Annotated in this window: 20 protein-coding genes; 7 read left to right on the plus strand and 13 right to left on the minus strand. The window is 69.0% G+C overall.

Going from position 1 to position 22,477, the window contains the following annotated elements; translation table 11 throughout:
- The first annotated feature begins 74 nt into the window (after positions 1-74).
- Genes EOD73_RS10125 through EOD73_RS10135 form a run of 3 tightly spaced genes read left to right on the plus strand, consistent with a single transcriptional unit; the run spans position 75 to position 3,495 of the window.
- Positions 75-1,817 (plus strand): proline--tRNA ligase, encoded by a 1,743-nt coding sequence (locus EOD73_RS10125; RefSeq protein WP_127682865.1) that lies wholly within the window; start codon positions 75-77, stop codon positions 1,815-1,817.
- A gap of 5 nt (positions 1,818-1,822) precedes the next feature.
- Positions 1,823-2,890 (plus strand): DUF418 domain-containing protein, encoded by a 1,068-nt coding sequence (locus EOD73_RS10130; protein ID WP_127682866.1) that lies wholly within the window; start codon positions 1,823-1,825, stop codon positions 2,888-2,890.
- Complete coding sequence (locus EOD73_RS10135) at positions 2,887-3,495, plus strand: lytic transglycosylase domain-containing protein (RefSeq protein ID WP_127682867.1); 609 nt, start codon at positions 2,887-2,889, stop codon at positions 3,493-3,495. The genes EOD73_RS10130 and EOD73_RS10135 overlap by 4 nt, the downstream gene beginning before the upstream one ends.
- Positions 3,496-3,517: 22 nt before the next feature.
- On the opposite strand, the gene EOD73_RS10140 is transcribed toward EOD73_RS10135, so the two are convergent.
- From EOD73_RS10140 to hemA, 7 genes are all read right to left on the minus strand, one after another.
- Positions 3,518-4,090: a UbiX family flavin prenyltransferase gene (locus EOD73_RS10140; RefSeq protein ID WP_127682868.1), complete on the minus strand. Its 573-nt coding sequence runs from the start codon at positions 4,088-4,090 to the stop codon at positions 3,518-3,520.
- A complete protein-coding gene (gene grxD / locus EOD73_RS10145) occupies positions 4,087-4,401 on the minus strand; it encodes a Grx4 family monothiol glutaredoxin (protein ID WP_127682869.1) in 315 nt (104 codons plus the stop codon). The genes EOD73_RS10140 and grxD overlap by 4 nt, the downstream gene beginning before the upstream one ends.
- Positions 4,402-4,455: 54 nt before the next feature.
- Complete coding sequence (locus EOD73_RS10150) at positions 4,456-4,998, minus strand: hypothetical protein (protein WP_127682870.1); 543 nt, start codon at positions 4,996-4,998, stop codon at positions 4,456-4,458.
- A gap of 74 nt (positions 4,999-5,072) precedes the next feature.
- Positions 5,073-5,876 carry a peptide chain release factor N(5)-glutamine methyltransferase gene (prmC, locus tag EOD73_RS10155; protein WP_127682871.1) on the minus strand — a complete coding sequence of 268 codons (804 nt, stop codon included), beginning with the start codon at positions 5,874-5,876 and terminating at the stop codon, positions 5,073-5,075.
- On the minus strand, positions 5,873-6,967 hold the full coding sequence (prfA, locus tag EOD73_RS10160; RefSeq protein ID WP_127682872.1) for a peptide chain release factor 1: 1,095 nt from the start codon (positions 6,965-6,967) through the stop codon (positions 5,873-5,875). Before prfA ends, prmC begins: the two co-directional genes overlap by 4 nt.
- Positions 6,964-7,428, minus strand: coding sequence for a GNAT family N-acetyltransferase (locus EOD73_RS10165; RefSeq protein WP_127682873.1), 465 nt, complete (start codon positions 7,426-7,428; stop codon positions 6,964-6,966). The genes prfA and EOD73_RS10165 overlap by 4 nt, the downstream gene beginning before the upstream one ends.
- Positions 7,429-7,471: 43 nt before the next feature.
- Positions 7,472-8,725 (minus strand): glutamyl-tRNA reductase, encoded by a 1,254-nt coding sequence (hemA, locus tag EOD73_RS10170; protein WP_127682874.1) that lies wholly within the window; start codon positions 8,723-8,725, stop codon positions 7,472-7,474.
- Between the two features lie 27 nt (positions 8,726-8,752).
- Between hemA and EOD73_RS10175 the strand changes: the two genes are divergently transcribed.
- Complete coding sequence (locus tag EOD73_RS10175; protein WP_127682875.1) at positions 8,753-9,028, plus strand: hypothetical protein; 276 nt, start codon at positions 8,753-8,755, stop codon at positions 9,026-9,028.
- A 113-nt stretch (positions 9,029-9,141) separates the two neighbouring features.
- A complete protein-coding gene (locus EOD73_RS10180) occupies positions 9,142-12,462 on the plus strand; it encodes a S41 family peptidase (protein ID WP_127682876.1) in 3,321 nt (1,106 codons plus the stop codon).
- 18 nt (positions 12,463-12,480) lie between these two features.
- On the opposite strand, the gene EOD73_RS10185 is transcribed toward EOD73_RS10180, so the two are convergent.
- From EOD73_RS10185 to EOD73_RS10195, 3 genes are read right to left on the minus strand one after another with little or no spacing between them, the layout of a single operon-like run.
- Positions 12,481-14,091: a GMC family oxidoreductase gene (locus tag EOD73_RS10185; RefSeq protein WP_127682877.1), complete on the minus strand. Its 1,611-nt coding sequence runs from the start codon at positions 14,089-14,091 to the stop codon at positions 12,481-12,483.
- Between the two features lie 7 nt (positions 14,092-14,098).
- Positions 14,099-14,596 carry a hypothetical protein gene (locus tag EOD73_RS10190; protein WP_127682878.1) on the minus strand — a complete coding sequence of 166 codons (498 nt, stop codon included), beginning with the start codon at positions 14,594-14,596 and terminating at the stop codon, positions 14,099-14,101.
- 9 nt (positions 14,597-14,605) lie between these two features.
- Positions 14,606-16,018, minus strand: a complete 1,413-nt coding sequence (locus EOD73_RS10195) for a coniferyl aldehyde dehydrogenase (RefSeq protein WP_127682879.1) — start codon at positions 16,016-16,018, stop codon at positions 14,606-14,608.
- Positions 16,019-16,208: 190 nt separating this feature from the next.
- Here EOD73_RS10195 and EOD73_RS10200 point away from each other — a divergent pair, with 190 nt between their 5' ends.
- Positions 16,209-17,153, plus strand: a complete 945-nt coding sequence (locus EOD73_RS10200; protein WP_127682998.1) for a formylglycine-generating enzyme family protein — start codon at positions 16,209-16,211, stop codon at positions 17,151-17,153.
- The gene (locus EOD73_RS10205; protein ID WP_127682880.1) at positions 17,150-17,950 is read left to right on the plus strand and encodes a substrate-binding periplasmic protein; all 801 of its coding nucleotides are present in this window, start codon (positions 17,150-17,152) and stop codon (positions 17,948-17,950) included. The genes EOD73_RS10200 and EOD73_RS10205 overlap by 4 nt, the downstream gene beginning before the upstream one ends.
- A gap of 15 nt (positions 17,951-17,965) precedes the next feature.
- Here the strand turns inward: EOD73_RS10205 and EOD73_RS10210 are convergent, their stop codons facing one another.
- The 3 genes from EOD73_RS10210 to EOD73_RS10220 are packed head-to-tail and all read right to left on the minus strand — an operon-like array spanning position 17,966 to position 22,462.
- Positions 17,966-19,138 carry a CaiB/BaiF CoA transferase family protein gene (locus EOD73_RS10210; RefSeq protein ID WP_127682881.1) on the minus strand — a complete coding sequence of 391 codons (1,173 nt, stop codon included), beginning with the start codon at positions 19,136-19,138 and terminating at the stop codon, positions 17,966-17,968.
- Positions 19,135-21,669, minus strand: a complete 2,535-nt coding sequence (locus EOD73_RS10215; protein ID WP_127682882.1) for an EAL domain-containing protein — start codon at positions 21,667-21,669, stop codon at positions 19,135-19,137. Before EOD73_RS10215 ends, EOD73_RS10210 begins: the two co-directional genes overlap by 4 nt.
- Positions 21,650-22,462, minus strand: a complete 813-nt coding sequence (locus EOD73_RS10220; RefSeq protein WP_127682883.1) for an alpha/beta fold hydrolase — start codon at positions 22,460-22,462, stop codon at positions 21,650-21,652. Before EOD73_RS10220 ends, EOD73_RS10215 begins: the two co-directional genes overlap by 20 nt.
- Positions 22,463-22,477 lie beyond the last annotated feature (15 nt).

A 22,477-nucleotide genomic window follows, 5' to 3' on the forward strand; every position in this document is an offset into this window, starting at 1 on the left:
GAAACCCTGGTTCTGACGCGGGCTTGCTGTGTTGCGCGGCAGGCCCGTTTTTCCTTCTGCATGCCGTCCCCGCCATGAAAGCCTCGCAGTTCCTCATCTCCACCCTCAAAGAAGCCCCTGCCGACGCCGAAATCGTCAGCCACAAGCTGATGATGCGGGCCGGCATGATCAAGCGCCTGGGGGCGGGCATTTACAACTACATGCCCATGGGCCTGCGGGTCATCCGCAAGGTCGAGGCCATCATTCGTGAAGAGATGGTGCGCGCTGGGGCGGTCGAGCTCTTGATGCCGGTCGTTCAGCCCGCTGAGCTTTGGCAAGAGACCGGTCGGTTCGACAAGATGGGCCCGGAGCTGCTGCGCGTGAAAGACCGCCACGGTCGCGACTTCGTCATTCAGCCGACCAGCGAAGAGGTCATCACCGACATCGCACGCCAGGAGTTGCGAAGCTACAAGCAACTGCCCAAGAACCTGTTCCACATCCAGACCAAGTTCCGCGACGAACGCCGTCCTCGCTTTGGCCTGATGCGTGGCCGCGAGTTCACCATGAAGGATGCGTATTCCTTCGACCGCGATGCCGAGGCGGCCGGCAAGAGCTACGACGCGATGTTCGCGGCCTACTGCCGCATCTTCGATCGCTTGGGCTTGGAGTACCGCGCGGTGGCCGCCGACACGGGGGCCATCGGGGGCGATCGCTCGCACGAGTTCCAGGTGATCGCGGACACCGGGGAAGACGCCATCGTCTACTGCCCCACCAGCAGTTACGCGGCCAACATCGAACTGGCGGAGGCGCTGGCGCCGGAGGCTGGGCGCCAAGCGGCGACCCAGGCGCTGGCATTGACGCCGACCCCGGGCAAGAGCACCTGCGCCGATGTGGCGGCCTTGCTGGGCCTGCCGCTCACGCAAACCGTGAAAAGCTTGGTGCTGGCCACCGACACGCGGGATGAGCAGGGCAACGTCGTGGCGTCCCAAGTGTGGCTGCTGCTGGTGCGCGGCGACCACGACTTGAACGAGGTCAAGGCCGGCAAGGTCGAAGGGCTGAAAGAAGGCTTCCGCTTTGCAAGCACGGGCGAGATCGAGGCGCACTTTGGGTGCAAGCCGGGCTACCTCGGTCCCATCGGCCTCCAGGGCGTGAAGGTGGTGGCCGATCGAACGGTGGCCGCGATGAGCGACTTCGTCTGCGGGGCCAACCAAGTCGACCACCATTACACCGGTGCGAACTGGGGCCGCGACCTGCCCGAGCCCGACTTGGTGGCGGACATCCGCAACGTGGTGGCCGGGGAGCGCTCGCCCGACGGGCAAGGGGTGCTCGCGATCCAACGCGGCATCGAGGTGGGCCACGTTTTCTACCTGGGCAAGAAATACTCCGAAGCCATGAACGCGACCTTCCTGGCCGAGGATGGCAAGCCCCGCCCCTTCGAAATGGGCTGCTACGGCATCGGGGTGACGCGCCTGCTGGGGGCCGCGATCGAGCAAGGCCACGACGAGCGAGGCATCGTTTGGCCGGTGAGCATGGCCCCGTTCGAGGCGGTGATTTGCCCCATCGGCATGGACCGCAGCGAGGCGGTGCGTGACGCTGCTCAGCAGTTGTATGCCGCGCTGCAGGCAGCCGGGGTGGACGTGCTGCTGGACGACCGCGGCGAGCGGCCGGGGGCCATGTTTGCCGACTGGGAATTGGTCGGGGTGCCGGTGCGCGTGGTGCTGGGAGACCGCGGCTTGAAAGACGGCGTCGCCGAAGTCCAAGGCCGCCGCGATGCGGCAGCCACGGCCGTGCCGGTGGGTGAGCTCGTGGCCCAGGTGAAGGCGCGACTGCAAGGGTGAGCGCCATGCCGCGAGCGCGGGTCGCGTCGGTCGACGCGCTGCGCGCCTTGGCACTGCTGCCGGTCGTGGTGGTGAACGCGATGACCTACGCCGAAATGCCCGGGGGCGGCTTCTTCCCGGCGCTGAGCGACGCCCAGCCCGTGGACTTGGCCGCCTTGCTGCTGGTGGCGACCTTGCTGCAGGGCAAGGGCATCGCCTTGCTCATGTTTTTGTTCGGCTACAGCCTGAGTTGGTCGCGCGACGCGCGCCAGCGCGTGCGCCGCTTGCTGCCGGTGGGGCTGCTGCACGGCAGCTTCGTGTACCTGGGCGACATCGTGCACCAGTACGCCCTGGTCGGTGTGTGGGCTGGGCGCTCGCTGCGTTGGCCCGCGCGGCGATTGCGCCGAGCGGTTTGGGTATGGGGCGGCTTGAGCGGGGTGCTCCTCCTTCTGCTGGGGTGGGCCACGCTGGCGTTCGGGGGCGGTGGGGACGAGCTGGGACCGCGCTTGGTGAACACCACCGCCTGGACCGACTGGTGGTGGCTCAATGCCACGTCCTTTTGGGCCGACTTGCCTTGGGGCTTGCTGGGCTTGGGACCCGTGGCGCTTGCGCTGGTGTACCTGGGGGTGTGGGCGGGGCGCATGCGCTGGTTGCACCACCGGCGCTGGCGGGCGCATTGGGTCCGTTGGGCGCGCTGGGCGCCCTGGACCTTGCTGGCCAACCTGGCGTACGCCGCTGCCACGGTCGTGGCGTTGCAGCACGCACCCCGCGACGCGCCCGGGCTGTTGATTTGGATGGGCTGGCTCGGGCCCTTGACCGTGGCCACTTGGGTGCCTTGGTTGCTCTTGCGTGCGCGCTGGCCGCGCTGGCTGGTGCTGGCGGGTCGAAACACCCTGTCGATGTACGTTGCCGCATCGGCTGGCACCGTGCTGTTGCTCGTCGGCCCGGGCCTGGCATGGCGCCCGTCGGTGGCCGCCTTGGCCCTGGCGGCCGTGGCGCTCTGGCTGGCCTTGGCGTTGGCCAGCGCCGGGTTGGCGGCCACCGGCCGTCGTGGGCCTTTGGAGGCCTGGGTGGGCCGAGGGAGGCCCGCATGAGGCGGCGCGATTGTTGGCTGCCGCTGGCCGGACTGGCCCTGCCGGGGGCGGCACGTGCAGGCGGTCAGTTGGAAGAGCCCCTGGCCGATGCCGTGCGTTCGGCCCTCAGCGCCGCCATCGCGCAAACGGCCCCGCCCAAGGTGCGCATCGAGCGATTCGAAGACCGCGTGACCTACTTGCGCTGGCTGGGTGAGATGGGTGACCGGCTCAAGCGCCGCAAGCCCGAACAGCAAACCCGGTTGGAGTTCTTGGAGACGCTTTGGTACGAGACCAAGCGGGCCGGCCTGGAGCCGGCGCTGGTGCTGGGCTTGATCCAGGTGGAGAGTGGCTTTCGCAAGTACGCCATCAGCAGCGTGGGCGCCCGCGGGTACATGCAGGTGATGCCGTTTTGGGCCCGCTTGATCGGCGACGGCCACGTGCCCAAGTTGTTCCACCTGCAGACGAACCTGCGCTTCGGCTGCGTGATCTTGCGCCACTACCTCGACCTGGAGAAGGGCAACCTGTTCATGGCCCTGGGGCGCTACAACGGCAGCCGCGGGCGGGCCGAGTACCCGAACTTGGTGTTCGGTGCGCGGCGGCAGTGGTTGATGCCCGGCGAGTCCTGACAGGCTCACCGAGCCGGGCCGTTCAGTTCCTCAGGCCGCCCCAGGCTTGGGGCGAGGCGCCCTGAATGCCGCTCAGTTGCAGGACCCGCTCGACCGACTCGTCGATCAAGGCCTGGATGCTGGTGGGCTTCAGGTAGAACGCCGGCAGGGGCGGGAACACGATCCCGCCCATTTCGGTCACCGCGGTCATGTTGCGCAAGTGCGCCAGGTTGAAGGGCGTCTCGCGCACCATCAGCACCAGGCGCCGGCGTTCTTTCAAGGTCACGTCGGCCGCACGGGTGAGCAGGTTGTCGCCCATCCCATGGGCCACGGCGGCGAGCGTCTTCATCGAACAAGGGGCCACCACCATCGCCGCAGTGGCAAAACTGCCGCTCGCGATGCAGGCCCCCACGTCGCCTGGCGCATGGGTGTGATCGGCCTCGGCGGCCAAGGCGTCGCGGCTCAAACCCAGTTCGTGGTGGGCGTTGAGCACGCCCGCGGGCGTGACGACGAGGTGGGTTTCGACCCCCAGCGCGCGCGCGCGGCGCAACAGCCCCAGGCCATAGGCCGCGCCCGTGGCCCCGGTGATGCCGACGACCAGGCGTTGGGGCGTCAAGCTTTGGCCAGCAACTGCTGCAACTCGCCGGACTCGTACATCTCCATCATGATGTCCGAGCCACCGACGAACTCACCGCCCACGTACAGCTGGGGAATGGTGGGCCACTGGGCGTAGTCCTTGATGCCCTGGCGCACATCCGGGTCCTCCAGCACGTTGAAGGTGTGCAGGTCGTTGACGCCGCAGGCCTTCAGGATCTGGACGGCGCGGCCGGAAAAGCCACACATCGGGAACTGGGCGCTGCCCTTCATGAACAGCATGACGCGGTGGCCTTTGACCATCTCGTCGATGCGCTGCTGAACGTCACTCATCTCAACCTCGCTGGAAACAAGGCCGCGATTATCCCGGCCTGCGCCGGGATGGCGTCAGAAGCGGTAGCTCACCCCCACTTGCAGGACGGGCGTCCACTGCAGGCGGCGAAGGCTGTCGTCCAGGCTTTGGGCGAAGACCCCGGTGCTGCTCAGGCGCAGGCCGCTGCCGCCCGAAACCGCCAAGCCCAGGTCAGCGCTGAAGCCCCAACCGCCCTTGAGGCTGTGCTGGCTGTAGCCCAGGCCCAGGTAGGGCTGCTGCAGCTGTGGTTCGTCGGCCCAGGCGTTGAGGGTGCGCTGGCTGAAGCCTAGGGTTTGCGGGCCGGCCGGTGCCAGGCCGGTGCCGACCAAGGAGCTGGGGCCGAGCAGCAGCCCGCCGCTCAAGCGCAGGCCGCTGCCAGTGCCGGCCACGTAGAAGTCGCCCAGCAGTTGGGCGCCCAGCAGGCGCGAGCCTTGCAGGCCTTCGCTGGCCACCAGTTGGACGCGGGCCTTGAAGGGGCCGGTTTGCTCGGGGTTCACCCGCAGGCCGGACTCGGCGTGCGCGCCCCAGCACATGGCGGCCAGGGCGATCAGCAGGGGACGTTGGATGCAGCGGGGCATGGCGGTCTCCAGGGCGGGTTGGGGCTTGATGCTAAGCCGCGCCGCGCCGACCGGGTGAGGAATAAGCCCGGTGTTTACAAACGCCAACAGCCACCGGTACAGCGGCGGTGCCCGGCCAGGTCGCAACGGTGCTGCAGGTCCTGGAAGCCGGCCGCCTTCAAGAGGGCCGCCACGGCATCGGCCTGGTCCCAACCGTGCTCCAGCAGCAACCAGCCGCCCCGCCGAAGGTGGGCCGGGGCGCCGCCGACGATGGCGCGCAGGTCGGCCAAGCCGTCCGGACCGGCCGCCAGCGCCGTGCGGGGCTCGTGGCGCAGGGCGGGCAGGTGGGGGTCGTCGTCTCGGATGTAGGGCGGGTTGCTGGCGATGAGGTCGAAGTCCAGGCCGGCCAGCGGCGCGAACCAGGACCCGAGGTGCCAGCTGACCGAGAGGCCCAGGCGCGCCCCGTTGGCTTGGGCGGTGGCCAAGGCCCCGGCGCTGGCGTCCACGGCGTGCACCTGGGCCGCGGGCCGGCGGTGGGCCAGCGCCAGGGCGATGGCGCCGCTGCCGGTGCCCAGGTCCAGCACCTGGGCGGACGTGCCTGGGGGCAGCAGGTCCAGCGCCCAATCGACGAGGGTTTCCGTGTCGGGGCGGGGGACCAGGGTGTCGGGCGTGACCCGAAGGCTCAGCCCGTGGAACTCTTGGGTGCCGGTCAGGTAGGCCACAGGTACGCCGTCCAGGCGCCGTTGCAGCAGCGCCAAGCAGCCTTCGGGGAGGGGGGCGTCGTCGTGGGTCAGCAGCCACGTGCGCGTCTGGCCCAGGGCGTGCGCCAGCAGGGTCTGCGCCTCCAGCCGGTCCAGGCCCTGCTGGCGGGCCCAGGCCAGGGCCTCGGCCACCGTCATCGCCCTTGCTCCAAGGCGGCCAATTGGTCGGCGGCCTGGGCCTGGGTGAGGGCGGCAAGCACGTCGCCCAGGTCGCCCTCCATCACCTGGCCCAGCTTGTAGAGCGTGAGGTTGATGCGGTGGTCGGTCAGCCGGCCTTGGGGGAAGTTGTAGGTGCGGATGCGGTCGCTGCGGTCGCCGCTGCCCACCAGGCTCTTGCGGGTGGCGGCTTCTTGGGCCTCGCGGGCGATGCGCTCGCGGTCGCGCAAGCGGGCCAGCAGCACGGCCAGGGCCTTGGCCTTGTTGCGGTGCTGGCTGCGGTCGTCCTGGCACTCGGCCACGATGCCCGTGGGCAGGTGGGTGATGCGGATGGCCGAGTCGGTCTTGTTCACGTGCTGGCCACCCGCGCCGCTGGCGCGGAAGGTGTCGATGCGCAGCTCGGCCGGGTTCAGCGCCACCTCGGGGTTCTCGTCGCCCTCGGGCAGCACGGCCACGGTGCAGGCGCTGGTGTGGATGCGCCCCTGCGCCTCGGTGGCGGGCACGCGCTGCACGCGGTGGCCGCCGCTTTCGAACTTGAGCTGGCCGTACGCGCCGTCGCCCTCCACGCGAACCACCAGCTCCTTGTAGCCGCCCAGGTCGGAGGCGTTCTCGCTGACGACCTCGGTGCGCCAGCCGCGGGCGTCGCAAAAGCGCAGGTACATGCGGGCGAGGTCGGCGGCGAACAGCGCCGACTCTTCGCCGCCGGTGCCGGCGCGGATTTCCAAGAAGGCGTTGCGCGCGTCGTCGGGGTCCTTGGGCAGCAGGGCCAGCTGCAGGGACTGGTCCAGCGCGGCCAGTTCGGCCTCGGCCGCGGCCACGTCGTCGCGGGCGAGCTCCGCCACATCCGCGTCCATGCTGGGGTCGTCCAGCAGGGTGCGGCTGTCGGCCAGTTCTTGCTCGCGCTGCTGGTAGCGGCGCCACTGCGCCACCACGCCGGCCACCTCGCTCTGCTCGCTGCCGAGCTTGCGCAGGCGGGCGATGTCGCGGTGCGTGGCCGGGTCTTGCAGGGCGGCGTCCAACTCGGCCAGGCGCAGGGCCAGGCGCTCGAACTGTTGGCGCAGGCTGTCTTTCACAGGGGCTTGACCATGAAGAGGCTGTAAGGGTCGGGCGCGTAGCTGCCGAAGGGGCCGCACAGCGCAAAGCCGGCGCGCTCGTACAGGCGCTGCGCCTCGGGCTGGCGGTTGCCGGTCTCCAGCAGCAGGCGCTGCGCACCGCGCTCGCGCGCCATGGCCGTCAGGCGGGCCAGCAGGCGCTGGCCCAGGCCGGTGCCGCGGGCTTCGGGGGCGACGAACATGCGCTTGATCTCGGCGCTCACCACGCCGTCCACCTCGGCCACCCAAATGCCGGCGCAGCCCAGGGCCAGGCCCGCGTTGTTGCGGGCCACAAAGAAGCTCATCTCTGGGCGGCACAACGCGGCGATGTCGATGCCGTGGAAGCTGGACAAGGGGTACAGCGGCTTCTGATAGGCGTCCAGCGCGTCGATGAGGGCGCGGACGTCGGGCTGGTCAGGGGTTTCGAGGCGGATCGTGGGCATGGCCAAGCGCGGCCCTCGCGGGCCGCGAAGCAGGGTGGGGGCGCTAGCGCTGGCGCAGAAAGAGGCGCTGCAGCAGGGCTTCGAGCTCAGCGCGCTCGGGGCCTTGGGCGGCGTGCAGCTCGGCCAGCAGGCCGTGCAGCAGCTTGTGTTCAACCTGCTGGGCGAAGCCGTCCAACACGGCCTCGGGGGCGTCGCCCTTGGCGAGGTTGCGGCGGGCACGGGCCAGGCTTTGCTCGCGCCACTCGCCCATCTGCGCTTGCAACGCTTGGATCAGCGGCACCGAACGGCGCTGGTCCAGCCAGTGCACGAAGCCCTGCACCCCGGTTTCGACGATGGCCTCGGCCTGCGCCACGGCGGCCTGGCGCTTTTCGCTGGCGGTTTGCACGCGCTGGCTGAGGTCGTCCACCGTGTAGAGGTAGACGTCGCTGAGTTGCGCCACCTCGGGCTCGATGTCGCGCGGCACAGCCAGGTCGACCATGAACATGGGGCGGCGCTTGCGCGACTTGATGGCGCGTTCCACGGCGCCCAGGCCAATGAGCGGCAGGCTGGAGGCCGTGCAGCTGACGACGATGTCGAACTCGCCCAGGCGTTGGCTCAGGTCGGTCAAGGCGATGGCCTGGCCGCCAAAGCGGTGGGCCAAGGCCGCGCCGCGCTCCCGCGTGCGGTTGGCCACCACCAGGGCTTTGGGCGTGCGCGCGGCGAAGTGCGTGGCCGCCAGCTCGATCATTTCGCCGGCGCCCACGAAGAGCACGCGGGTCTCGGCCAGGTCTTCGAACAGCTCGGCGGCCAGGCGCACGGCCGCGGCGGCCATGCTGATGCTGTGCGCGCCGATCTCGGTGCTGGTGCGCACCTCTTTGGCCACGGCGAACCCGCGCTGGAACAGCTGGTGCAAGGTGCTGCCCAGGGTGCCGGCGTCGCCGGCCTCGCGAACGGCGTGCTTGAACTGGCCCAGGATCTGCGGCTCGCCCAGCACCATCGAGTCCAGCCCAGCGGCCACGCGGAAGGCGTGGCGCGCGGCGTCGCCGTGGCGGTGCAAGTAGGTGTGGGCGCTCAAGCTGGCGGCGTCCAAGCCGGCCGTTTCCGCCATGAAGGCCAGCGTGGGCTGGGCCAACTCCGCGGGCCCGGCGACGTAGATCTCGGTGCGGTTGCAGGTGCTGAGCAAGGCCGCTTCGCCGCCGCCCAGTCGGGCCTGCAGGCCCTTCAAGGGGGCCTTGAGCGCGTCGGTGCCGAAGGCCAAGCGCTCGCGCAGCGCCAAGGGGGCGCTGGCGTGGTTGAGGCCCAGGGCAAAAACACTCATAGACCCGGATTCTAAAATTTCCTTCCTATGAGCCCCCTTGATGCTTTGTTGCACCTCGTCAATCTTTTTGCAGCCCCGGTCTGGACGAGCCTGATCTTGGTGGCCTTGGCCAAAGGGTGGGTGTGGCGGCAGGCCTTGCGAGGCGTGGCCTGGCGGCGCTTGTGGGCCGAGTCGGCCCTGCTGGGCAGCGTGGGGGTGGTGATGGCCCTGGTGACCTTGGGGGCCGATGGCAAGCTGCTGGGCTACGGCCTGTGGCTGCTGCTGGCCAGCGTGCCGCTGGGCTGGCGCTTGGCGCGCGCCTGAGCGGGGGTACCCCCGCGGCCCAGGCTGGCCGGGGGCTGGGGTGCCCTTTGGCATTTGGCACGGAGGGCGCAGGCGGCTAGCGTGCAGGGTTTCGTCCCCTGAGTTCTTCGACCATGCGCCATCCCCTCGCACTGGCGGCCAGTTTGCTGGCCGCGTCCCTGTCGGTCTCGGCCGCGCCCACCGGCTTGTTGCGGCAGCCGGCCGTGTCGGCCCAGCACCTGGCCTTTGTGCACGGTGGCGACCTGTGGGTGGCCGATCGCAGCGGTGCCCATCCCCGGCGCCTGACGAGCCACGCCGCCAGCGAGTTCGCGCCGCGCTTCTCGCCCGACGGGCAGCGCATCGCCTTCAGCGCCGCCTACGACGGCAACGTGGACGTGTACGTGGTCCCGGTGGCGGGCGGCACGCCCCAACGCCTGACTTGGCACCCTGGGCGCGACGTGGTCAGCCGGTGGAGCCGCGACGGCCAGCGCGTGCTGTTCGCCAGCCCGCGCGAGGTGCTCAACGGACGCAGCAACCAGCTGTACGAAGTGCCGGTTGGCGGCGGGTTCGAGCGCAAGGTGATGGAGGCGCAGGCCTTCGAAGGCAGTTGGTCGCCCGATGGGCAGCGCCTGGCCTACCGCCCCTACAACATGGCGTATGCCGGCCCCAGCGGCTGGCGCTTGCACCGGGGCGGTTCGACGCCGCCGGTGTGGATCGTCGACCCCGTGCGCCAAACCTGGGCGGCCATCCCGCACGTGAACGCCAGCGACTCCAACCCCGTGTGGGTGGGCGACGAGGTGGTGTTCATTTCCGACCGTGATGGCAAGGCGGCCAACCTGTTCGTCTTCCACACCAAAACCCAGGCCCTGCGCCAGCTGACCCGCGAAACGAGCTGGGACGTCAAGAGCGTGGACGCCCACGGCAGCACCCTGGTCTACGAGGCGGGCGGCCGCCTGAAGTCCATCCAAGTGGACGGCAGCGGTGCCGCCGACCTGGCGGTGGACCTGCGCGCCGACAGCCCGCAGCTGCGCGCGCAGTGGAAGGACGCGGCCGGCAGCATCGAAGGCGCCAGCCTGAGCGCGACGGGCAAGCGCGTGGTGATCAGCGCCCGCGGCGAGGTCTTCACCGTGCCGGTGAAGGACGGCAGCCTGCGCAACCTGACCGAGACCAGCGGCGTGCGCGAGAAGGACGCCCTTTGGAGCCCCGATGGCCAGCGCATCGCCTACCTGAGCGACGCCTCCGGCCGCCGCCACCAGGTCGTGATCCGCCCGCAAAACGACGCCGGACAGCCCGGCCCCGCGGTGACGCACCTGCTGCCCGCCGACGACTACTTCACCCTGAGGGCCTGGAGTCCCGATGGCCAGCGCTTGATCTTGGCCGACCAGCGCTTGCAGTTGCACGCGCTGGACCTGAAGGCGGCCAAGCCGGCGCTGCAGCGCATCGCCGTCAGCCCGCGGCGGCAGGGCTTCGGCGGGGGCTTTGACCTGAGCTTCTCGCCCGACAGCCGTTTCCTGGCCACGACGATCCGCGAGGCCAACCACCTCACGCGCGTGGTGGTGTTCGACTTCCAGACCGGCCAGTTGCAGCCCGTGAGCGACCCGCTGGTCAGCGCCGAGAACCCGGTGTTCTCGCGCAAGGGCGACCTGCTGTTCTTCACGGCCAGCACCAACGCCGGCCCCACCCGCGTGGGCTTGGACATGAGCACCCAGGAGCGCCCGCTGCGTGCCGGCGTGTACGCCGCCGTGCTCGCGGCCGACGGGGCTTCGCCCCTGCTGCCCAAGGCGGGCGACGAAGAGGCGCCGAAGGACGAGCCGAAGCCGGCCGCCCCCGCCGCCGGCACCAAACCCGAGGCCGCCAAGGCGCCCGAGCCCAAGGTCAAGCCGGTGCGCATCGATTTCGCCGGCTTGGCCCAGCGCATCGTGCCCCTGCCGATCCCCGAGCGCGACAACCAGGCGCTGGCCGTGGCCGCCGACGGTGCGCTGTGGCTGCTCGACCGCCGCCAGCCCGGCATCGTTCGCGACGGCAATGCCGGCGGCGATGGGCCCGCACCGGCCGACCTGCATCGCTTCGACTTCGAAGAGCGCAAGGCCAAACTCGTTCGCGCCGGCGTGGCCGATTTCAGCCTGAGCGGCGACGGCAAGAAGCTGCTGCTCGACCTGGGCCGTGGCCGCTTGGAAGTGGCCGACGCCGACGCCAAGGCCGACGCCAAGCCCTTGGACCTGAGCGGCCTGAAGGCCCGCATCGACCCGCGCGCCGAGTGGAAGCAGATCTTTGACGAAACCTGGTGGATGCAGAAGGCCTTCTTCTACGACCCCGCGATGCACGGCTTGGACTGGGACGGCGTGTACCAGCGCTACCTGCCGCTGCTGGCGCACGTGCAGCGCCGCGAGGACCTGAACGAGCTGCTGGTGGAGATGATTGGCGAGCTGCAGGTGGGCCACAACCGCCTGGGCGGGGGCGACGTGCACCAAGAGACGCCCGTGCCCGTGGGCCTGCTGGGCGCCGACTTCACGCACGAGCAAGGCGCGTGGCGCATCGCCAAGATCCACACTGGCGACGCCTTCAACCCCTTCCTGCGCAGCCCCTTGGCCGTGCCGGGGCAGGCCGCCCAGGTGGGCGACTTCTTGTTGGCCGTCAACGGCCAGGCCTTGAGCGGCACGCGCAACCTGTACGCGCTGCTCGAGAACCAGGTGGGCAAGCAGGTCACGCTGACCCTGGCCAAGTCGGCCGACGGCACGCAGGGCCGCCGGCAGATCGTGGTGCAGCCCATCGCCAATGAGGCGGCGCTGCGCCAGTGGACTTGGGTGGAGCGCAACCGCGAGGCGGTTGACAAGGCCAGCGGCGGCAAAGTGGCCTACGTGTACCTGCCCGACACCGGCGCGGGCGGCTTCACCTACTTCAACCGCATGTACTTCGCGCAGGCCGACAAGCCGGCGCTGATCGTCGACGACCGCCGCAACGGCGGCGGCCAGGCGGCCAACTACATCACCGAGCTGCTGGCCCGACCGTACTTGGGCAGTTGGAAGGACCGCGACGGCCTGGTGTTCGACACCCCGGGCAGCGCGATCTACGGCCCCAAGGCCATGCTGATCGACCAGGACGCCGGCAGCGGCGGCGACTTCTTGCCCTACGCCTTCAAGCGCTTGGGCCTGGGTCCCTTGATCGGCAAGCGCACCTGGGGCGGGCTGATCGGCATCTCGGCCAACCCGCCGCTGATCGACGGCGGGTTCGTCACCGTGCCCTTCTTCCGCTTCTTCACGCCCGAGGGCGAGTGGCGCATCGAGAACGAAGGCGTGGCGCCGGACCTCGAAGTCGAACTCGACCCGCTGGCCGTCAACGCCGGCCGCGACCCGCAGTTGGAGGCGGCCATCGCCGACGTGCTGCGCCGCCTGCCGCAAGCCGACCCGAACCTGCCGCGCAAGCAGGCACCGGCGCCTGCGGCCTTGGGCAAGTAAGCGGGAACGCCAGCCCGGTCAGGCCAGCGCCACGGGCTTCGCGCCCAGGCGCTGGGCCAGGCCGTGGCTCAGCCGCGTCACCAAGCCGTAGATGCTGAGCTGCGGGTTGGCGCCGATGCTGGTGGGAAACAGGCTGCCGTCGTGCACGGACAGGTTCTCCCACTGCCAATGGGTGCCATCCGGCCGCGTGACGCCCCGCTCGGGGCTGCTGGCCATGCCGCAGCCGCCCATCACGTGCGCGCTGACGACGCGCGTGAACAGAGGCTTGAGGTCCAGGCTTTGGATGCCAGCGCGGGCGTCGGCCCAGGCGCCGTACGCCGGTGCTTGCTCGTGCAGCGGCTGCACGGTGCGGGCGCCGGCCGCGAACTGGATCTCGGCCATGCTCAAAAAGGCGCGACGCACCGCTTCCATCACCGGGGCGTTGAGCGGGTAGTCCAACTCTGGGCTGCCGTCGTTCTTCAGGCGCACGCGGCCGCCCTGGCTGTCGGGGTGGAAGCCGTCGCGCAGCAGCGCCAGCAGCACCTGGGTGTGGGGGAACTGCGCCAGCTGGGCGACTTGCTCTGTCCCAAAGCCGGCCATGGTCGTGGCCATGATCACCGGGTACAGCGGCGCGGCCTCGAGCTTGTAGCCCAAGGGGCCGTCCACCGGCTGCGTGCCCAGGAAGTGGTCGCTGTAAACGGTCTGCGGCGCGCCGGACCAGCCGTCGATGCGCGCGTCGAAGGTGGCCGCCGACACCACCGTGGGGTGCAAAAAAGTGCGCCGACCCAGGCGACCGTGCGGGTCGGGCGCCTTCGAGCGCAGCAGCAGCGCCGGCGTGTTGATGGCGCCGCCGGCCAGCACGACGTGCCGGGCCGAGACCGTGCACTCCTCGCCCGTGGGCGCGCCGTTCAGGCCGACCGACACGCAGTGCAGGCCCTGCACGGTTTGGCCTTGCACCAGCAAGCGTTCGACGCGGGTCTGCACGAAGAGCTGGGCGCCTGCGTTCAGCGCGGCGGGCACCGTGGTCACCAGCATCGATTGCTTGGCGTTGGTGGGGCAGCCCATGCCGCAGCTGCCCAGGTTCCAACAGCCCTTCACGTTGCGGCGGATGCGCGGCGCCGGGATGCCCAGCTTGGCGGCACCGGCGGCCAGCACGCTGTTGTTGGGGTTCGGGTCGGTGACCCAGTCGTCGACGTTGACGCGGCGCTCGGCCTGCTCGAACCAGGGGGCCAAGGCCTCGGGCGTGAAGTCGCCCAGGCCGAAGTGCTCGCGCCAATGCGCCAGCGTGGGCGTGGGCGTGCGAAAGCTGCTCGTCCAGTTGACCGTGGTGCTGCCGCCCACGCAGCGCCCTTGCAGGATGCTGATGCCCTTGTCGGCGGTCTTGCGGCTGCCGGCGTCTTGGTAGAGCTGTGGGTAGGCGTCGCTTTCGCGCTGCTTGAAGTCGGTGCTGCTGCGCAGGGGGCCTTCCTCGATCAGCAGCACCTTCAGGCCGGCGCAGGCCAGCAGCTCGGCGGTGATGCCGCCACCGGCACCGCTGCCGACCACGGCCACGTCCACGGTGAGGCGGTCGGGCAGGGGGCCGTGCTCGGCGCCCAGGACCTTCCAGCCTTGGGCCAGGCCTTGGCGGATGGGATCGGGCAAGGAACTCATGGGGGACTCAGATCGTCATGGGGCCGGGGTAGCCCATGCGGGCCCAGGCTTCGGGTTGGGCGTAGTGCGTGCCGCAGTGCAGCTCGCGCAGGCCGAAATAGGCCTGTTGGCGCAAGGAGATGCCCGACAGGCGCATGCCTTGCAGGCTGTGGCGCAGGGCCTCGGGGCCGCGGCTTTCCAGCGGCGCTTGGTGGCCGAACAGGCCCACCCGGCCGGCGCCGTTGACCAGCAGGCCCAGCAGCAGGCCGAGCTCGTCGCGCACGGCCGGCTGCAGGGCCCCGATCAACTCGTCGATGCGGTCCAGGTGCCGGTTGAGCGAGGCGGTGTCGGCGGGCAGGGCCTCGGCCAAGAAAGCGCGGGCCAGGGCACCCATGGCCGCGCGGGCCTCGGGGCTGAGCTTGCCCTCGCGCAAGCCCGGCTTCCACAGGGCGGCGGCGCCACCGGCCACGGCCAGCACCACGGCGCTGGCCGCGCCCAGCTGCAGGAATCGGCGGCGTTGGAGCATGGACACCCTTCAGGCGATCTTTTTCAGCACCTTCAGCAGCGCCGCGAAGGCCGTGCCGTAGGGCGGGGCCAGCAGCTGCGTGGCGGCCAGCGAGGGGTTGCTGAACACTGGCTTGCGGTGGCTGAAGGTGTTGAAGCCCCACACGCCGTGGTAGGCCCCTTGGCCGCTGGCGCCCACGCCCCCGAAGGGCTGGTCTTCTTGGCCCAGGTGCCACAGGCAGTCGTTCAGGGTCACGCCGCCGGCGTGCGTGGCTTGCAGCAGGCGCTCGCACTCGGCCCCCACGTCGCCGAACCAGTACAGGGCCAGCGGGTGCTCGCCGCGGCGGATGGTGTCGATGGCGTCGTCCAGGCGGTCGTAGGGCACGATGGGCAGCACCGGCCCGAAGATCTCCTCCTGCATCAACTGCATGGAGGGCCGCACCTTGGTGACGACGGTGGGCATCATCTTGCGCGTGCCGTCGAGCTTTTCTTTGTGCGAGGTGTGCAGCTTGCCGCCTTGGGCCTTGGCGTCCACCACCAGGGCTTGCAGGCGCGCCAGGTGGCGGGCGCTGACGATGGCCGTGTAGTCGCGGTTCTTGGCCAGCGTGGGGTAGAGCTTGCGCATGGCGGCCACGATGGCCTTGGCCAGGGGCTCGACCTGGTCGCGCGGCGCCAGCACGTAGTCGGGGGCCACGCAGGTTTGGCCGGCGTTGAGCAGCTTGCCGTAGGCGATGCGCTCGGCCGTCAGGGCCAGGTCGGCGCTGTCGTGCACCACCACGGGCGTCTTGCCGCCCAGCTCCAGCGTCACGGGCGTGAGGTTCGCCGCGGCGGCCTTGGCCACGACGCGGCCGATGGCGGTGGAGCCGGTGAAGAACAGGTGGGCGAAGGGCAGTTCGGCGAACTGCTTGGCCACGTGGGCGTCGCCCGTCATCACGGTGAACTCGTCGGGCGCGAAGTACTCGGCCACGGTGCGCGCCAGCAGGGCCGAGGTCTTGGGCGTCAGCTCGCTGGGCTTGAGCATCACGCGGTTGCCGGCGGCCATGGCCGCCAGCGCGGGCGCAAAGGCCAGCTGCACCGGGTAGTTCCAGGGCGAAATGACGCCCACCACGCCCAGGGGCTGGGGCATGAGCTTGTTCAGGCCGGGCAGGAAGTGCAGGGCGGTGGGCATGCGCCGCGGCTGCATCCAGCCCTTGAGGTGCTTGAGCGTGTGCTTGATGCCCGCCTGCAGCATGAACAGCTCGGCCAGGTGGGTTTCGTGGTGGCTGCGGTGGCTGAAGTCGGCGCTGATGGCCTCGGCGAAGGCCTCGCCGTGCTTGTCGATCAGGGCCTTGAGGCGGTGGATGCGGTCGCGACGAACCTCCAGCGACGGGTACGGCTCGCGGTGGAAGGCGGCGCGTTGGCATTCGAACTGCAGGTGCAGTTGCTCTTTGAGGGTCGTGTCCATGGGAGGGGCGCGGCGGACCGCCGTTACTGCAAGAAACCAAACAAGGCTATCGCCCGAGTGTGGTGCACCAGGGCAGGGCTTGCCCGGGCTTAGAGGGGACGACCTAGTGCGAAAGTGGTGCATCAGCGTCGATTTGGAGCCCCGATTGCCCGTGTTCGTCCCCTTGATCGCCTGGGTGCTGTTGGCCGCGATGGCGTCCGCCCAGGCCCAAGCCCCCAGTGCCCCCAACCGCTTGGGGCAGCGTTTCGTGGCCATCCCGGCCGGCACGTACCCCATGGGCAGCAGCGACACGCCCGAGCAGCTCGCACGCGATTTCCCGGGCTACCCGCTGGAGCGCTTGCGCGACCTGGCCGACGAAGGGCCGGCTCACCGCGTGCGCTTGCCGGCCTTCGAGCTCGGGCAGACCGAGGTCACCCGCGGGCAGTTCCGGCGCTTCTTGGCCGAAAGCGGCCACGTGCCGCAGTCTTTCAGCGACGGGGGCGGCTACGGCTACGACCCCGCGCACCGGGGCGGCGATGCGTTTGCAGGGCGCGACCCCCGCTACTCGTGGCTGAACCCCGGCTTTGCGCAGGACGACGCGCACCCCGTGGTCAACGTCACCTTCCACGACGCGCAGGCCATGGCCGCCTGGCTGACGAAGGTCGAGGGCCGTCGCTACCGCCTGCCCACCGAGGCCGAGTGGGAGGTGGCCTGCCGCGCCGGCCAGCCCACCCGCTGGCCCCACGGCAACGCGCCCGAGGGTTTGAAGGGCCAGGCCAATGTGTTCGACGCGCGCTCGGCCCGCGACTGGGCGCAGTGGCAGGACTTCGCGCTGCCGCACGACGACGGCTTCGCCTTCACCGCGCCCGTGGCCTCGTTCGCGCCCAACCCCTGGGGCCTGCACGACATGGCCGGCAACGTGTGGGAGTGGGTGCAAGACTGGCACGCGAACTACGAGGTGCCGGCCGACGGCGTGCGCAACAACCCCCAGGGCCCGGCCGACGGCAGTGTGCGCGTGCGCCGCGGCGGTTCCTGGCACACCTGGGGCCTGTACAGCCGCTGCAGTTACCGCAACTGGAACAGCGAAGACACCCGCTACGTCCTTGTGGGCTTTCGGCTTGCCCGCGACATCGCGCCCACCACAATGGCGCAATGAGCCTGAGACGCGTGATCGCCCGGGTCATGGCGGTCTTCCTCAGCGGGTTGGGGGTGGCCGGCCATGGCGCTGCAACTTCGGCGCCGCCCGTTCGCATTGCCACGGGCGAGTTGCCCCCCTACGCCACGGCAGCGCGCCCCGACCAGGGCATCGCATTGAACATCGTGCGACGCGCTTACGAAAGCGTCGGCTACACGGTGCAGTTCACGTTTCTGCCCTGGTCCCGCGCGCAGCTGGAGACCCAGCAGGGCCTGTGGGATGCCTCGGCGCATTGGGGCGCCTCGGCCGAGCGGCGCGCCAAGTTCCTGCTCAGCGACAACCTGCTCACCGAGCAATGGCAAATGCTGCACCTTCGCGACTTGAAGTTCGATTGGCAGCAAGGCTCGGACCTGCGCGCTTACACCCTGGGCTTGGTGCGCGACTACACCTACACGCCCGAACTGTGGGCCGAAGTGCGCGCGGGGCGGCAGCGGTTCGAGCAACCGAGCAACGACGTCTCCGGCTTGCGCATGCTGCTGGCCGGTCGGGTCGACGTGCTGCCGCTGGAGCGCCACGTCGCCTGCGACTTGATGGCCAAGCACCTGAGCCCCAGCGAGCGGGCGCGCCTGATGATGCACCCACGCCTGATGACCGACAGCTTCACGACGCACGTCATCTTTCCACCGCAAAAGCCGGGCAGCGAGGCCCTGCGCCAGGCCTTCAACCGGGGGCTGCAAAAGCTCAAGGACAGCGGCGAGTACAAGCGCCTGCTGCGTGCGGGCGTGGACTGCCCGGCCGATTGGCCCGCCAGCCGCTGAAGCTGGCGCCCAAGCTCAGCGGCCCAGCCAGTCGCTCAACACCGCGTCGCGGTCGGCGTTGAGTTGGGGCGGCGGGCGGTGCAGCGCGGTGGGCGTGGCGCTCAGCCGCAGCGGGCTGCCCACCAGCCTGAGGTCGGGCTGGGCCGGGTGCGGGCTCGGCCACAGCATGTCTCGCGCCAGCACCTGCGGGTCGCCCAGGGCCTCGTCGATGCGCTGCACCGGCCCGCAAGGCACTTTGGCCGCGTGCAACGCCGCCAGCCAGTCGGCCCTGGGCGCCTCGCGCAGGCGATCGGCGATCTGTGGCGTGAGCGTGGCGCGGTGCCGCACCCGCTCGGGGTTGGAGGCGTACTCGGGGCGTGCGTGCCAGTCGCGGTCCAACACCTGGCAAAAGGCGGCGAACTGCCGGTCGTTGCCCACGGCCACCACGAGCGGGTGGTCGGCCGTGGCAAAGGCTTGGTAGGGCACGATGGTCGGGTGCGCGTTGCCCAGGCGCTGCGGCACGGCACCGCTCACCAAGTGGCTGGCACCCAGGTTCGCCAGCATCGCCACCTGCACGTCCAGCAGGCTCAGGTCCAGGTGCTGGCCCTTGCCCGTGGCCTCGGCGTGGCGCAGCGCGGCCAGGATGCCAATGGCCGCGTACAGGCCGGTGGACAAGTCGGCCACGGCCACGCCCACTTTCTGCGGCTCGCCCTCGGGCGCCCCGGTCACGCTCATCAAGCCGCCCTGGGCCTGGATGGCGAAGTCGTAGCCAGCTTCGTCGCACATCGGCCCTGTGTGCCCGTAGCCGGTGATGGAGCACACCACCAGAGAGGGCTTCAAGGCCAGCAACTGCTGCGGGCCCAGCTCAAAGCGCTCCAAGTCGCCGCGCTTGTAGTTCTCCACCACCACGTGGGCCTCCTGGGCCAAGGCACGCAGGGTGGCTTGGTCGGCTGGGTCGTGCAGGTCCAGCGCGATGCTGCGCTTGTTGCGGTTGGCGCTCAGGTAATAGGCCGACTCGGCCGAATCGCCCCCTGCGAACGGTGGCCCCCAAGCGCGGGTGTCGTCGCCCGAGCCGGGACGTTCGACCTTGACGACATCAGCGCCCAGGTCGCCGAGGATTTGGGTGCTCCAGGGGCCGGCGAGCACGCGACTGAGGTCGAGCACGCGAACGCCGCTCAGGGCGCCAGGGACAAATGGGGAGAGGGTCATGAGACGGACGACCAAGTGCGTTCACGAGCCAAGGGCCACTGTGACATCAGGCCTTCTAGGGGTTCGGGCTTGTGCAAGAAGTAGCCCTGCGCATATCCAACTCCCAATGCCTTGATCCGCTCCATGACCCGTTCGCAATCCACGAACTCGGCCACGGTCAACAGCCCCTTGACTTCCGCGACTTCAACAAAGCAGCGGACTGTGACGGCATTCAGTTCGTCTTTGTCCAGGTTGGTGATGAATTGGCCGTCAATTTTCAAAGCGTCTACGTCCAAGCCCCGCAAGTAGCCAAATGACGACGCACCAGCGCCAAAGTCATCGAGGGCGACTCTGACGTCCAAACGGCGCAGTGCGCTGACGAACTGAGACGCCTCGCTCATGTGGGTGATTGCCACCGTCTCCGTGATCTCTAGCCACAGCGCTTTGCGCAACTGCGTGGGTAGCTTGGCAAGCTCTGCCAGTACATCCTGCTGAAACATGCGGTCGGCCACCGACAGGCCCGACAGATTGATGCTGAGGGTGCCTCGCATTCCCTCCAGGTCTTGTCGCAGCAGTTCGAGTACTTTGCGAATCACCCACCTGTCGATGCGTGTCGCCAAATGGAAGCGCTCAGCCGCAGGCATGAACGCGCCCGGGCTGATCAGCGCGCCATCCGGCCCCCGCAAGCGCAACAGCACCTCAGCGTGAGGAGCCGAGTCTGAAGGATTGACCGGTTCGATGCGCTGGCCGAACAGCACAAAACGGTCTTCATCCAGCGCTTCCTCGAGCGTCGATGCCCAGCGGATTTGGCCTTGCCGTTCGTTGATGCTGGCGTCCGCGTCGACCCAGACGTGAACCCGGTTGCGACCTTCTTCCTTGGCGGCCAAGCAGGCGGCATCTGCTGCGTGCATGGCCGCGTCGGCCGATTCCCACCGTGTGTCAATCGGCGCCAGTCCGATGCTGACGCCAACCCGAAAACGCTTGCCCTCGTGTTCAAAACGGAAGTCGTCGAGCCGGGCGCAGATTTGTCGACCGACCCGCTCCGCCTGCTTCACCGTGCAATGCTCCAGCAGCACGGCGAACTCGTCACCGCCCAGTCGAGCTAGGGTGTCTCTGGCACGCAAGCACTCTTGGAACAAGCGTGCCACCTGTTGCAGTAGCCGGTCGCCAGCCGCATGACCGCAGGTGTCGTTGACCACCTTGAAGCGGTCCAGATCCAGGGCCATCACGGAGTGCGTGACGTTTTGGGTGCAGGCCCTATCAAAAGCCTGGTTCAGACGCATCCCGAACTCGGCCCGGTTCACGAGTCCGGTTAACGAGTCGTGCTGTGACCTGAACTTCATCTCATTGGCCAAACGGCGTCGTTGGGTCACGTCGTGGAACACCAAGACAGCCCCGATGAGTTGCCCGTCGCTGCGCATGATGGGCGCGGCTGAATCCTCGATGCCGTACTCGCGACCGTCCCTTGCCAACAAGGCCGTGTCCTCAGCGAGCCACACGACCTGGCTCTTGGATAGGCACGCATCAACTGGGTTGGCGGCCGGTGCTCGCGTCAACTCGTGCACGATGTGGAAAACAGTGTGAATCGATTGGCCTCGGGCCTCATCGGTCGGCCATCCGGTCATCGCCTCCGCCACCGGGTTGAGCCATGTGACGACGCCCTGGGCATCGGTGGTGATGACGGCATCTCCAATCGAGTGCAGGGTGACTTGCAAAAGTTCGCTTTGCTCGGCAAGCGCCTTCATGAGTCGATGACGCTCGCTCACGTCTTGGGCGGCACCCACCCACACACGACCCGTCCCTGCTCGCAACTCCGGAACGCCGACGATGTGCAAGACGCGTGACCCAAGGTGCGTGGAAGAACCCGATGCCATCGTCAAGGTCTCGTCCAACCCCCGTTGCTGTCGCACGCTGCGCATGCCGGCCCGCAGCAACCGAAACCGCTCTCTCGGGCCAAGTTGCTGCATCAAGTCGGAGGGATTCCTTGCACCGCTGCCGGTTTCCAGCAAGTCAGCCAATTCCTGAGACACGGTCACAACGGAAGTTACAGGGTCCCATTCCCAGCCGCCCACAGCAGCCAAGGCGCCGGTTCGGCGCAACGCGGCTTGGCTTTCCATCAACTGGGCCAGCGCCGCTTCTGCCCGAGCACGAGCATGTAACAACTCGGCCTCAAAGCGGCTGCGTTGCGTGGCTTGTAACAGTACCCAGCAGTAGCTGGGGCGACCTTCCCAATTCAGGCGATGGCCATTCAACAGCACGGGCATGTTGCTTCCCGACGGCTGTCGCAACTCAAGGTAGGCCTCGGCGACCAGGCCGTCCCGCAGGACGGTCGGCCAGACGTGCGTTTGCATGAAGACGCGGCTGGGGACTGTTAGCAATCGGTCCAGCGCCGGTGCCGAGTCGTCGTCCTGCCGCGCATCCAGCCAAGACCGAGCGACGGCATTGCAGCGAAGCAACTGCCCGTGTTGGTCGGTCAGCACCACCGCAACCGGCAGCGCATCGATCAGACCATTGGGGTCGACGAGCGCAGATTCAGCCGACGGCTCGGTCAAGGTAGTCACGCATCGCGTTGATGACCAGTTCCGGATTGCTCATGTGGGCGCAGTGACCCACGACGTCCAAAATCCGCAGATCACTCCCTGCCAAATGTGCGTGCATGTACTCGCCCACCGCCAAGGGGGCCAGCGCATCTTGGGCGTGTTGCAAGATCAAGCAGGGACGTGTGACCTTGGGCAAGTCGTCGCGGTTGTCGGCGAAGAAGGTCGCCTCAGCGAAGGTGCGGGCAACGAGCGGGTCGGTGGAGCAGAAACTGTTCGAGAGCTCGCCCGCGACGCGCTCTCCGCCGCTGGCGCCCGCCACCACGGGTGCGAGGTAACTCGCCCACCCCATGTAGTTTTGGTCCATCAAGCGCAGCAGGCCCTCGAGATCCTCGCGTGCGAAGCCTCCGACGTAGCCCGGTGGGTGGTTCACGAAGCAAGGGGAGGGCCCCACCAACACCAGCCGTTCGAACAGTTGGGGCCGTTGGATGGAGGCCAGCAGACCGATGGTGCACCCCACCGAGTGCCCCACAAAGACCACGCCCTCTTGGCAGCCCACTGCCTCGCACACCTCCAAGAGGTCTTGGGCATAGCCAGCGAGGTTGCGGTAACGCGTCGGGTCGTAGGCGGAGCGGTCCGACTGGCCGCTGCCCACGTAGTCGAACAAGACCTGTCGGTGGGTGCCCTCGAAAGCAGGCGTCACGGCCCGCCACATCTGTTGGTCGCAGCCGAAGCCGTGGGCGTAGACCAAGGTCGGCCCTCGCCCCTGGCCGATCACCTTCACGTTGTTTCGCTTCAAAACGTTCACAGCGTTAGCTCCTGC

It is taken from the genome of Inhella crocodyli, from assembly GCF_004004565.1.
Taxonomy (GTDB): Bacteria; Pseudomonadota; Gammaproteobacteria; order Burkholderiales; family Burkholderiaceae_C; genus Inhella; species Inhella crocodyli.